12 protein-coding genes are annotated in these 12065 nt (G+C 42.4%); 8 read left to right on the plus strand and 4 right to left on the minus strand.

What is annotated here, in order from left to right; all coding sequences use genetic code 11:
• Window positions 1–32 precede the first annotated feature (32 nt).
• From L2096_RS06665 to L2096_RS06680, 4 genes are read left to right on the plus strand one after another with little or no spacing between them, the layout of a single operon-like run.
• Window positions 33–542 carry a low molecular weight protein-tyrosine-phosphatase gene (locus L2096_RS06665; RefSeq protein WP_250365099.1) on the plus strand — a complete coding sequence of 170 codons (510 nt, stop codon included), beginning with the start codon at window positions 33–35 and terminating at the stop codon, window positions 540–542.
• 24 nt (window positions 543–566) lie between these two features.
• Window positions 567–1595 carry a UDP-N-acetylmuramate dehydrogenase gene (murB, locus tag L2096_RS06670; protein ID WP_250365134.1) on the plus strand — a complete coding sequence of 343 codons (1029 nt, stop codon included), beginning with the start codon at window positions 567–569 and terminating at the stop codon, window positions 1593–1595.
• Between the two features lie 12 nt (window positions 1596–1607).
• Window positions 1608–2783, plus strand: coding sequence for a YdcF family protein (locus tag L2096_RS06675; protein WP_250365100.1), 1176 nt, complete (start codon window positions 1608–1610; stop codon window positions 2781–2783).
• Window positions 2784–3812: an alpha/beta hydrolase gene (locus L2096_RS06680; RefSeq protein WP_250365101.1), complete on the plus strand. Its 1029-nt coding sequence runs from the start codon at window positions 2784–2786 to the stop codon at window positions 3810–3812. It begins immediately after the preceding gene.
• A gap of 465 nt (window positions 3813–4277) precedes the next feature.
• On the opposite strand, the gene L2096_RS06685 is transcribed toward L2096_RS06680, so the two are convergent.
• The 4 genes from L2096_RS06685 to L2096_RS06700 all read right to left on the minus strand — a co-directional run bounded on the left by L2096_RS06685 (window position 4278) and on the right by L2096_RS06700 (window position 8223).
• Window positions 4278–5948, minus strand: coding sequence for an FMN-binding glutamate synthase family protein (locus tag L2096_RS06685; RefSeq protein ID WP_004937334.1), 1671 nt, complete (start codon window positions 5946–5948; stop codon window positions 4278–4280).
• A 114-nt stretch (window positions 5949–6062) separates the two neighbouring features.
• Window positions 6063–7229 (minus strand): ribosomal protein uL16 3-hydroxylase, encoded by a 1167-nt coding sequence (locus L2096_RS06690; protein ID WP_250365102.1) that lies wholly within the window; start codon window positions 7227–7229, stop codon window positions 6063–6065.
• A 17-nt stretch (window positions 7230–7246) separates the two neighbouring features.
• On the minus strand, window positions 7247–7834 hold the full coding sequence (locus L2096_RS06695) for a Maf family protein (protein ID WP_250365103.1): 588 nt from the start codon (window positions 7832–7834) through the stop codon (window positions 7247–7249).
• A gap of 5 nt (window positions 7835–7839) precedes the next feature.
• Entirely contained in the window at window positions 7840–8223 is a 384-nt protein-coding gene (locus L2096_RS06700; RefSeq protein ID WP_025095132.1) for a DUF2237 family protein, read from the minus strand.
• A gap of 155 nt (window positions 8224–8378) precedes the next feature.
• Between L2096_RS06700 and L2096_RS06705 the strand changes: the two genes are divergently transcribed.
• From L2096_RS06705 to L2096_RS06720, 4 genes are all read left to right on the plus strand, one after another.
• Window positions 8379–9566: a phosphoglycerate kinase gene (locus L2096_RS06705; RefSeq protein ID WP_004947159.1), complete on the plus strand. Its 1188-nt coding sequence runs from the start codon at window positions 8379–8381 to the stop codon at window positions 9564–9566.
• Between the two features lie 120 nt (window positions 9567–9686).
• Complete coding sequence (locus L2096_RS06710; RefSeq protein ID WP_004937345.1) at window positions 9687–9971, plus strand: hypothetical protein; 285 nt, start codon at window positions 9687–9689, stop codon at window positions 9969–9971.
• 121 nt (window positions 9972–10092) lie between these two features.
• Window positions 10093–11130, plus strand: a complete 1038-nt coding sequence (gene fba, locus L2096_RS06715; protein WP_004937347.1) for a class II fructose-bisphosphate aldolase — start codon at window positions 10093–10095, stop codon at window positions 11128–11130.
• A 60-nt stretch (window positions 11131–11190) separates the two neighbouring features.
• A complete protein-coding gene (locus L2096_RS06720; RefSeq protein WP_250365104.1) occupies window positions 11191–12042 on the plus strand; it encodes an EamA family transporter in 852 nt (283 codons plus the stop codon).
• Window positions 12043–12065: the final 23 nt, after the last annotated feature.

The raw sequence follows: 12065 nt of genomic DNA on the forward strand, positions 1-12065 counted from the left end.
TTATTCATCGTGATCTGTTGCTGAGGTTTGATATGTCATCTCAAACGCCTTATAAGGTGTTATGTGTCTGTTTAGGTAATATTTGCCGCTCGCCAACGGCTGAAATCGTATTAAGACACGCGTGCGATGCAAATAATCTCAATATAACTGTCGATTCGGCCGGCACCAGCAATTATCATCCCAATAAAGCGCCAGACGCGCGTTCTCAAACACATGCTTTAAAGCGTGGCTATGATCTATCTTCACTGCGTGCTCGCCAGATTCAGCTTGAAGACTTCATTGAGTTTGATCTGATTTTGGCGATGGATCATCAAAATCTTGAAGACATTCAAACCCTAGAGCGTCAGGCGATTAAACGTTTTGGAAAATCACGTGTACGCTCTAAAGTGGCTTTGATGAGTGAACATGATCCTAAATACAAACACAAAGCCATCCCAGACCCTTATTATGGCGATGCAGATGGATTCGAACGTGTATTGGATCAATGCGAATCCAGTGCTGCAGCATGGGTAGCCGAGTTTAAACGTGAACACCACGGATAGTGGATCAAAACAGGATTTAACGTGATACACATTCAACAACAGATTCAACTCAAACCATTTAATACGTTACAGCTTGATGTGATTGCATCGCACTATGTCAAGATCAATTCTTTGCACGTACTAATTGATGCACTCGAATATGCCCATACTCATGATCTCAATGTACTCGTGTTATCTGGCGGGAGCAATATGTTGCTGCCACAATATGTGAATGCGTTGATGATTCATATGGATATTCAAGGATATGAAATAATCAATGAAAGCGCCGAGCATGTACTGGTAAATGTGGGTGCAGGCGAAAACTGGCATGAATTTGTTTTAAAAACTACCGAAAATGGATGGTATGGACTTCAAAATCTGGCGTTAATCCCGGGGTTCGTGGGTGCATCTCCGGTTCAGAATATTGGAGCATACGGTGTTGAGGTTGGTGAGTTTATTGAACAGGTTCATGTGTATGATCGTAAGCTTCAGGCTGTAAAGTCCATTGATGCTCAAGACTGTAAATTTGCTTATCGGCACAGTATTTTTAAAGATGATCCTGAGCGATATGTCATTACACATGTCAGTTTTAAATTACTCAAAACGCCGAAACTGAAGCTAAATTACGGTGATTTGCTCAAAGCGGTTGGTGATGACAAAACCCCCGAAAATTTACAAAAACAAGTGATTGCGATTCGTCAAAGCAAATTGCCAGATCCTAAAGAATATCCTAATGTAGGTAGTTTCTTTAAAAACCCGGTGATTTCATCGCAGGAATTTGAGCAAATCCACACAAAATTTCCTACGATTCCTCATTACCCGCAGCCAGACGGACGTACCAAAATTGCAGCAGGATGGCTGATTGATCAGACTGGCTGGAAAGGTAAAAAGCTCGGCTGTGTAGGAATGTTTGAAAAACAAGCACTTGTTCTGGTGAATTATGCCAATGCAACCTTGACCGATGTGCAGCACACTTACCGAGCAGTACAATCAGATGTCGCACAAAAATTTAATGTTCGACTTGAGCCTGAACCCGTGCTGTTCAATTCAAACGGTTTGATTACTTCACATTAGGAACAAAACTGTATGACACAAATACATTGGATGATCCGACTTGTTCGAGCAGTGGCTATACTGTTCGTACTTGCCGCATGTCTAATGGTTTTTATCTACACGCCGTTTTATTCAAAAATGATCGTAAAGGGACTGAATTACTTTGTACCTGTCGAAGTGAATCAAGTGGCTGCAAAGAGTCAGCAAAATGCATCGCTTAGCGAGCATGAAAATCTAGAGCCTGGTTCAAATCTCTGGATTGCACGTCAAGCCTATTTGCGGTTAGTCGAAGAGGCCATGAGTCAGCAGAAGTTTGAAGAACTTGGCCTGTTACAAGCGCGTTATCGCGTACTACAACACCGCATTGAAGATGAGCAACTTAAAGAGCAGCAAGAAGACGAAAAAAATGCAACGAGTGTGCCTTTACTGGCCAAGAAAGATGAGACGACTCACGTCAAAGATGCTGCCAAGCATGAAAAAGAGAATCCAGAGAATCCAGCATCAGCCTCAAGTGTAATTGTGAGCCAGTTGTTTGATTTAAATCACTCTGAAAATAAGGCACTACGTGACAAATATATTGTTTTTTTAAAAACACATCCTGTTGCAACACCAGAAGACGAAGCCAGTAAAAATGAAATTACCGAGGATATCGAGTTTATTAGACAAAATCAAAGTGATCTCAGAGCTTCGTCTTATCATGCCAAACCATATGCCATTGTGGTTTTAGGTGGCGGCTTAACACTCGCAGACAATCGTAAAGATATTGTAGTGAATGCCTACACCAAACTTCGCCTAGAAAAAACTTTGGAAATTGAAAAAAAATACAAATTACCGATTGTATTAAGTGGTGTTGAGGCTCCTTATATGCAAGCATGGTTAAAAGAACGAGGCGTAGAAGCAAAATTGCTTGAAAACCGCAGTATGAATACCTGTGAAAATTCGCGATTTAGCTCTTTATTGCTTCAGAAAAAAGGTGGAGCGCCGACTGTGATGCTTGTAACAGATGTATATCATATGCCGCGAACACGGCGTCTTTTTGCATTGAATGGAATAGAAACCATTCCAGTTGAAGCTCCAATGCCTACTCAATTAAGCGCTTGGCAGCCGAGCCAGCAAAATTATGATCATAGTCGCCGTGCCAATTACGAACTTTTGGCCACAGTACGGGATATGCTTTTTGGCTCAAGTGGTTGTCGTGAGGTGCCCTAAATGTCAGATATTCCATTTCTAAATCCTACAGTATTACAGCAACTTGATCTGCCAGTCCCGAATCGTGAGCAGACTCCACAGATTTTGCCACAACTGAATCTGAATCACGAAATGCAACCATCTCGGGATTTACTGGCCTATAAGAAACTGTACGGACTCGATCAATTGTCTGCGAAGCACTGGCAAGGCTACATTCAAATGCCACTGTTTAAATTGCATGTTCAGGTGTTTCAACCTGAACGTGATGTTCCATTGGGTACTGTCTTTTTACTGCATGGTTATTTAGAGCATAGCGGTATTTATCAGCCGATTATCCGAGAAATTCTGGATCAGGGTTTTAGTGTACTCACTTACGATTTACCGGGTCATGGTTTGAGTGATGGCTCGCCGGCGAGTATTCAAAATTTTGATCATTACCAACACGTGTTGCTAGCAGTTTATCAGTACGTGAAGCATGCAAACCAGCTGCCAAAGCCTTGGGTCGGTATTGGACAAAGTACGGGTGGTGCAATCTGGATGCATCATTTACTCGAATATGCACAGAAACGCCAAGATCCTATTGTAGATCGGGTGTTATTGCTTTCACCTTTAATCCGACCTGCCAAGACGGCATGGTGGCATAATCCGGTCGGGCTTGGCATTATTCGCAGAATACGCCGTCAAGTACCAAGACACTTTAGACGCAACAATCATAATCCTGAATTTTTACGTTTTGTGCGTCTTAAAGATCCGTTACAACCACGTATAATGGGGATGGACTGGATTCTGGCAATGTCTAAATGGATGTTTGAAATGGAAGAGCGACCACCTTGTAGGATCCCAGTGTGGTTAGCACAAGGCGCACTCGATCAAACTGTCGATTGGCGCTATAACATTGAGTTCATTCGGCGTAAGTTTCGTTTGCAAACCTTACTCATGCTTGAAGAAGGCTCGCATCAGTTAATTAATGAGCGAGCAGATATTCGAGCTGCACTCACGGGGTTAATTCCTGCATTTTTGCATGCGCGTCCTAAACATCATTACTACTAAGTCTTAGTATTTATTTTAATTAAAGCCAGCCTCAAACGCTGGCTTTTTACTATAGCAAGCAGTGGAATTTGAATATCTTTTGTAATTACAATGTATATTCAATGTAGGTATAATGGCTATTTAAAATGATTAAATTTAATAGTTTATCTGTTTCATCAATCTATGATGCTTTGATAGTTTGAATGATAGGTACAATATCATTTAAATTGGTGCTACATGAGATATCAAATATTAAGTCTCGCTGATATGAACTTTCATTTTAAATAGAATGATTAATTCAAAAGCGAAAGATTTTAAGTAAAATAAGATGTTGCAGCGTATTTTTTATTGTTTTGAACGAGCAGATCAATTGCGATAAGACGTACTGTGTTATTTAAGTCGTCATACCTTGATGTCTGTACCTCTAAAAAAGTAAGGCGCAATCTAATCAAGTGATTAGATTGCACCTGATGGATGGTGTGCTTTTTAAAAATGATCGGCCATCGCCATATTCCACATTCTGTAGTAAAAGTTTTCGTCATCTTTTTCATGGCAGTCGAGAAGTTCTCCACCTTTGAAAAAGAAGTGTAACTGAGCATAGTTTTTGATCTCGCGATCATTCACTCGCTGTGCTAAATGATGTGCCTTAATTTCTGACGGATGTTGTAAACCTGAAGCTGCGATAATTTCGGCCAGTGCATGCAAGGTATTTTTTTGAAAGTTAAATACACGTTCAGCTTTAGTCGGTACATGGATGGCTTTTTGACGATCTTTGTCTTGGGTTGCGACGCCTACGGGGCATTGATTCGTATGGCAACTTTGAGCCTGAATGCAGCCAACGGCAAACATAAAGCCACGCGCAGAGTTGACCCAGTCTGCTCCTAATGCAAGCGTACTGGCAATATCGAAACCACTGATAATTTTTCCACTGGCGCCAATTTTAATTTGATCTCTTAATCCTGCACCGACCAAGGTATTGTGTACAAATAAAAGGCCTTCTCTGAGCGGTGTACCAATATAATCACTAAATTCGATCGGTGCCGCACCTGTACCGCCTTCAGAGCCATCCACCACAATAAAGTCTGGCACAATTTTGGTTTCCAGCATTGCTTTAACGATGCCCATAAATTGCCAAGGCTGACCAATACATAGTTTGAATCCGACCGGTTTGCCGCCAGAGAGTTCACGTAACTGCTGTATAAAGTGCATCATTTCAATAGGTGTATTAAACGCAGAGTGTTTCGGTGGCGAAATACAATCTTGGTCGCGAGACACACCACGAATTTGTGCAATTTCTTCAGTAATTTTATGCTTAGGTAAAATGCCGCCATGCCCGGGCTTTGCACCTTGAGAGAGTTTGATTTCAATCATTTTAATTTGTGGAAGTTCGGCCTGTTGTTTGAATTTTTCAGGATCAAACTTTCCATCAGGCGTACGGCAACCAAAGTAGCCGCTGGCAATTTCCCATACAATGTCACCCCCATATTCAAGATGATACGGGCTTAAACTACCTTCACCGGTGTCATGATAAAAGTGACCCATTTGAGCGCCTTTATTGAGCGCACGAATTGCATTGGCGCTCAAGCTGCCAAAGCTCATCGCAGAAATATTCATGATCGATGCGCTGTAGGGTTGGGTGCATTGAGCATTACCAATGTTAATACGAAAACTTTTGATATCCGCAGGTGGGCATGGAACCAGTGAATGCACCATAAAGCGGTAATCTTTTTGATAGACATCGATAATCGATCCAAACGGTTTATCTGCATTTTGGTTTTTGGCGCGCTGGTAAACTAAACTGCGCTGCATGCGTGAAAAAGGCAAGGCATCTTGATCTGATTCAATAAAATACTGACGAATTTCAGGGCGAAAATCTTCAAATAAAAAACGAAAATGACCCATGATGGGATAATTTCTTAAAATAGAGTGTTTGCTTTGAAGCACATCGTATAATCCAACCACACTTAAAATGCTGGTGATGACCCAGATTACATTTAAAACAGTATCGGAAATAAAATAATACAGATAATGGGGTGTGTGGGTGAAATGGAACCATGAAATACTGATTGCAACCAGCATACATAGAAACCAGACAGAGTGCCGCGAGAAGAAAGTATTGAGTAATTTATGACGAATGATTTGCGCCGGGCTAGCCATTTCAAGCAATTTCCTTGATTTTTGTTCTATGTTTAACTTGCCAAGAACAATCAGGAAGCTCAAGTAACGAATTGTTAGTGCGAAGAATTATGTCAATTCTTCGCACTTTTAATTTTATTCTTCTTCAGGTGGTAGCAGCATTAAGACCGAATCATTTAACAACTGTGCTAGATCTTCAAGAAATTCATCATGATCAAATTGCGCATCAAACGGTAATACCTGACCATCTGCAAGTGCTTTTAGCAGTGGGGCAAACCTATCATCGATACAACACGCTTCACCATTGGCCCAAAACAGTAACTGATCATCCTGTTGGGTATAAAGCAATCGAGATGCAGGCTCCAGACATAGCTCATAACCCGTTGACAAAATTTCGCGTAAGTCATCGGCTTCAATTTCGTCAGGTTCTGGAATGTTATCTGGATACTTAGGTTCAGACATCAGCGCAACTAAGGCGTGTTCAAAGTCGCTTGAATGCTGAAGCTGATCGAGTACTTTAGCCTTTAAGTAAGCCAGCTCGTTGCTGGTCATTTCTCCAATCTGGCCCACCTGATCTCGCATAATATCAATCACGGGATTTTTGAGTAAGGCGTTGTCTGCAAATCGATCGCTTACTCGATCCATCATGGTCGCAACGTTTGGCATACGAAAGCCAAACGAAAAAGTGAGGCAGTCATCTTCTGCAACGCCATAATGCGACAGCCCAGGTGGTACGTACAGTAAATCGCCTGGCGCTAAAACTTCATCAAAGTGTACATCCATTTCTGGTAATAACTTGAGGGGCTGACCTATGACAAACGCTGTGTTTTCATCACACATTTGCCCAAGTTGCCAACGGCGATGACCGTATCCCTGAACCAGAAAAACATCATAAAAGTCGAAATGCTGGCCTACTGAGCCACCTTTAGGTGCGTAAGACACCATAATGTCATCTCGTCGCCACTGTGGAATGAATGGAAATTTTTTCCAAAGTTCTGCCAGATCAAAAGAATAATGGTCTACAGCCTGAACCAACAGTGTCCAGAGCTTTGGTAATTTCTGAAAATCACCCTTAATCAGTGGAGATGATTTGACACTCCATTGGTTTGGATCTTTGTCTTTTTGCTTAATGAGACGAGCACTGACTGTTTCCTCTAGGGCCAGTTCTTTCACATCATCAGGTTCAAGAATATTGATAATTTCAGGCATGGCATTGCGAACCAGCAATGGTTTTTTTTGCCAATATTCATTTAAAAATTGTTCTGCGGTAATTCCGCCAAGTACATCAAGAGGAAGAGACATAGATTGCCTATATTAAATTAAGGTAAAGCAAGACCGAAAGAGCGGAGAATACGACACACTTGAATTAAGGGAAGGCCCATCAGCGTGGTCTGATCTGATCCTTGCATCGATTCAAATAAGCTGATGCCTAGTCCTTCACATCGAAAACTCCCTGCACACTGTAAAGGTTGCTCGATGGCGACATAGCGCTCGATTTCAGCATCGGTCAATACTCTAAATTTTACCTGATAATGCTCGATAAGCGTGTGCTCAAAACCTGAAGCTCTATGATGTATGCTCAAACCTGTGCTAAAACACACCGTTTGCCCCGAATTTTGCTTGAGCTGTGCAATAGCATTTTCAGCGCTCAGCGGCTTTCCAATAAATTGATCGGGCTGATGAATACGCCATGCAACCTGATCCGAACCAATCACTACAGCATTTGGATAGTCTTTTGCAATATGCTGCGCCTTCTCGTAGGCCAAACGAGATGCGAGTTGATCGGCATGTGTTTCGCCACGTGGTGTTTCGTCAATATCTGGAGATAGGACAGTATAGGTGATGCCCAAACGATCCATTAATGCTTTACGGGTCTGACTGCTCGACGCCAAAATAATTTGCTGCATGGTGCTTAAACCGCGTAGTCGAGCAAGATATCTATGGGAACATAACTCAGCACCGATTGATGACACGCATGTAATTTCACATTGGGCGCTTTGCCTGCCTGATAGGCTTCCACCCAGCGAGACACACAGATACACCAGAAATCACCAGGTTTTAAGCCCGGAAAACCAACTTCTGGTAGCGGCGTAATCAAATCATTGCCGACTTTTTGTGAAAAGCTCAAAAACTCCGAGGTCATTTCTGCACAAACAGTATGTTGACCGAGGTCTGTGGTGGCTGTATGGCAAAATCCATTTCGGAAATACCCTGTAATTGGATCGAAACAACAGCTTGCCAACGGTTCGCCAAGTACGTTTAACTTATTAATTTTTGGATCTGGATGAATAGACATAAGGCTTTGCATCGTAATTTCGTAGTACAACTCCATCTATCATAATGAAAATGAAGACGTTCGACAGCTTTTCTATAAAAAAACTCACTTTTTTTATCATAATCATTTAAAATGTCGCCATTTATAATTTTCATAAGAGTAAAAGAGAGCACTCAATGAACTTTAAGCGTATGACGGACCTCGACTTAAACACAAAACGAGTATTAATTCGTGAAGATTTAAATGTACCCGTAAAAAATGGTCAAATTACCAGTGATGCCCGTTTACGTGCTGCATTGCCTACCATTCAAGCTGCATTGGCTCAAGGTGCTGCAGTCATGGTGTGTTCTCATTTGGGGCGTCCTGTTGAAGGTGAACCTAAAGCCGAGCAATCGTTGGCTCCAGTCGCTGAGTATCTGTCTAAGGCGCTTGGGCAAGAGGTTAAACTTTTGACAGATTACCTCGAAGGTGTTGAGGTCGCGTCAGGTCAAGTGGTTTTGCTTGAAAACGTGCGCTTTAATCATGGTGAAAAGAAAAATAATCCTGAACTTGCTCAAAAATATGCAGCACTTTGCGATGTATTTGTAATGGATGCCTTCGGTACAGCGCACCGTGCAGAAGCGTCTACAGAAGGCGTTGCACGTTTTGCACCGGTTGCAGCGGCAGGGCCATTGTTGGCAGCTGAACTTGACGCTTTGGGCCGTGCTATGGAAACTCCTGAAAAACCAATGGTCGCAATTGTAGCGGGTTCGAAAGTGTCGACGAAGCTTGATGTGCTCAATTCACTCTCTACTATCTGCGATCAGTTAATTGTTGGTGGTGGTATTGCCAATACTTTCCTCGCTGCAGCGGGCTACAATGTAGGCAAGTCACTTTATGAAGCCGATCTGATTGAAACGGCAAAAAGTATTGCCGCTAAGGTGAGTGTGCCATTACCAACTGATGTGGTCGTAGCAGACGCTTCACAAATTCATTTTGACGATTTCCTAGGCTCACTTGCCTCAGCACAAGCCACGATCAAGCCAGTAAGTGATGTTGCTGACAACGACATGATTTTAGATGTTGGCCCAGACACAGCAAAAGCATTTGCTAAAATTTTAGAAGCGTCTAAAACCATTTTATGGAATGGCCCTGTGGGTGTGTTTGAAGTCGATCAATTTGGCGAAGGCACCAAGGCTTTATCTACAGCGATTGCTGAATCGGCAGGTTTCTCGATTGCAGGTGGTGGTGATACATTGGCAGCAATTGACAAATACAACGTTGCAGACAAGATTAGCTATATTTCAACAGGTGGCGGTGCCTTCCTTGAGTTCGTTGAAGGTAAAACTCTACCAGCAGTAGCTGTATTGCTCGAACGCGCTTAATCGCTCACTTGCTTAAAAAAACCGGCCTGAAGGCTGGTTTTTTTTCATATGAGATTCATCGAACTGTCATATATCTGCAATAAAATCTGTCCAACGAATCACCCGTGATGAGACAATCTGATGAAGTTAAACATTCTACTCGCTGCGTTAATTATTGCACCATTAACATTGACTGCATGTTCTAAAAAGAACGATGCACCGGCAGCACAGCAAGGACAGTCGGCACCAGCAGATGAAAAAGTGACACCAGAGCAGCAAGCTGCAATTGATGCTTTGGATAAGCCCGTTATGGATGAAAAAAATACAGATATTCCAGAGTCTGTTTCGAATGCGCCGGCAGATGCAGCGACACCTGCTGCTGAAAATGCTGGAGCAACTGAGCAGAATCAAGAAAAAGCCAAGTAATACGCTTTGGTTTTATAAAAGTCCCTGCAAATACAGGGATTTTTTTTTGAAATTGTGTGATTTGTTGCTGAATTGAAATACATGACACTGTAGAATAGGTGCCACTACCTGGGAGGATATTATGGCACTTATCTCATTGCGCCAGCTCTTGGATCACGCTGCAGAACATAACTACGGCGTACCAGCGTTTAATGTAAACAATCTTGAGCAAATGCGCGCGATCATGTTGGCAGCGGATGAAACCAACTCACCTGTAATTGTTCAAGCTTCGGCAGGTGCACGCAAATATGCAGGCGCTCCATTTTTACGTCACTTGATTTTGGCAGCAATCGAAGAATGGCCACATATTCCGGTGGTAATGCATCAAGATCATGGAACCAGCCCTGATGTTTGTCAGCGTTCGATTCAGTTGGGCTTTAGCTCGGTCATGATGGATGGATCACTTGGTGCAGATGGTAAAACGCCAACGTCTTATGATTACAACGTCGATGTAACACGTCGTGTTGTTGAACTCGCGCATGCGTGTGGCGTATCTGTAGAAGGCGAAATCGGATGCTTGGGCAGTCTTGAAACTGGTCTTGCTGGTGAAGAAGATGGTGTCGGTGCAGAAGGTGTATTAGACCATTCACAGCTTTTGACTTCTGTTGAAGAAGCAACTCAGTTTGTTGCAGATACCAATGTCGATGCTCTTGCAATTGCAGTAGGTACATCACATGGTGCTTACAAGTTTACCCGTCCACCTACAGGCGATATCTTGGCGATTGACCGCATTAAAGAAATTCATGCTGCGTTGCCAAATACACACCTTGTGATGCACGGTTCAAGTTCTGTACCACAAGACTGGTTGAAAATTATCAACGATAACGGTGGACAAATTGGCGAAACTTACGGTGTGCCAGTAGAGCAGCTTGTTGAAGCAATCAAGCACGGTGTACGTAAAATCAACATCGATACCGATTTACGTTTGGCTTCAACCGGTGCAATTCGTCGTTTCATGGCGGAAAATCCTGCCGAATTTGACCCGCGTAAATATTTTGCAAAAACTGTTGATGCAATGAAACAAGTATGTATCGAACGTTATCAATCATTTGGTACAGCAGGCAATGCAGACAAGATTCGTCCTATTTCTTTAGAAGCGATGGTAAGTCGTTATAAATAATTAGCTCGACGTTTTGAAAAGCCCACTTGTTGGGCTTTTCTTTTTTTATGAGGCAATACCATGGGATTTATTGTGTTGGCAGCATGTTGTAGCGTGCTGGTGTCTGTTTTACTCAAAGTGCTCAAATCGAAAGGCTTTGAACCGCTTCAACTGATTGTCTGGAATTATGTAAGTGCCAGCCTGTTGTGCTTTTTATGGTTTCAGCCAAATATTGCGCATCTGTCTGTTCAACACACGCCGTGGTGGTTAATTATCGTGTTAGCAATGGCATTGCCGAGCGTATTTTTATTACTTGCCAAGTCGTTACAGCACGCCGGCATTGTAAAAACTGAACTTGCACAGCGTCTTTCAGTGGTGTTGTCGTTGCTGGCCGCTTTTTTTATTTTTCATGAGGCCATGAGTACCTTTAAAATACTCGGTATGGGATTAGGACTCATCGCGGTTGCCTTGATTGTGATGAGCAAAACCGAGCATGTTTCAGTCAACCATCGAAAAGCATGGAGCGGGTTGGTTGGTGTTTGGGCCGGATATGCACTAATTGATATTTTACTTAAATATACCAGCAGTTTAGGCCTGAAATTACCAATGACGTTGAATCTGGTATTCATCTTGGCATTCGTATTTTCCTTTGTTTATGTCTATGTATTTGCAAAACAAAACATGCAAATTAAAAATGTTTTGGGTGGTTTGCTACTTGGAGGTTTCAATTTTGCCAATATTGCGTTGTATGTTCAGGCACATGTGCTGCTCAAAGACAGTCCTGCGATTGTATTTGCAGGCATGAATCTGCTCGTTGTGGTATTTGGTGTGTTAAGTGGAATGATCATATTTAAAGAGCGTACCGATTGGAAAGCTATGCTTGGTCTGATCTTGGGAGTTCTTGGAATTCTGTGCTTAGCGAAAGCCATGTAAATTGCTACATCGGACAGAGTGTT

This window comes from Acinetobacter sp. ACZLY 512 (genome assembly GCF_023614015.1).
In the GTDB taxonomy this organism is placed as follows: domain Bacteria; phylum Pseudomonadota; class Gammaproteobacteria; order Pseudomonadales; family Moraxellaceae; genus Acinetobacter; species Acinetobacter soli.

Excerpts from the sequence above, each read along its gene's own strand:
- L2096_RS06665 (WP_250365099.1), top strand. The coding sequence starts at position 33 with ATGTCATCTCAAACGCCTTATAAGGTGTTATGTGTCTGTTTAGGTAAT.
- L2096_RS06675 (WP_250365100.1), top strand. The coding sequence starts at position 1,608 with ATGACACAAATACATTGGATGATCCGACTTGTTCGAGCAGTGGCTATA.
- L2096_RS06680 (WP_250365101.1), top strand. The coding sequence starts at position 2,784 with ATGTCAGATATTCCATTTCTAAATCCTACAGTATTACAGCAACTTGAT.
- L2096_RS06685 (WP_004937334.1), bottom strand. The coding sequence starts at position 5,948 with ATGGCTAGCCCGGCGCAAATCATTCGTCATAAATTACTCAATACTTTC.
- L2096_RS06690 (WP_250365102.1), bottom strand. The coding sequence starts at position 7,229 with ATGTCTCTTCCTCTTGATGTACTTGGCGGAATTACCGCAGAACAATTT.
- L2096_RS06695 (WP_250365103.1), bottom strand. The coding sequence starts at position 7,834 with ATGCAGCAAATTATTTTGGCGTCGAGCAGTCAGACCCGTAAAGCATTA.
- L2096_RS06700 (WP_025095132.1), bottom strand. The coding sequence starts at position 8,223 with ATGTCTATTCATCCAGATCCAAAAATTAATAAGTTAAACGTACTTGGC.
- L2096_RS06705 (WP_004947159.1), top strand. The coding sequence starts at position 8,379 with ATGAACTTTAAGCGTATGACGGACCTCGACTTAAACACAAAACGAGTA.
- L2096_RS06710 (WP_004937345.1), top strand. The coding sequence starts at position 9,687 with ATGAAGTTAAACATTCTACTCGCTGCGTTAATTATTGCACCATTAACA.
- fba (WP_004937347.1), top strand. The coding sequence starts at position 10,093 with ATGGCACTTATCTCATTGCGCCAGCTCTTGGATCACGCTGCAGAACAT.
- L2096_RS06720 (WP_250365104.1), top strand. The coding sequence starts at position 11,191 with ATGGGATTTATTGTGTTGGCAGCATGTTGTAGCGTGCTGGTGTCTGTT.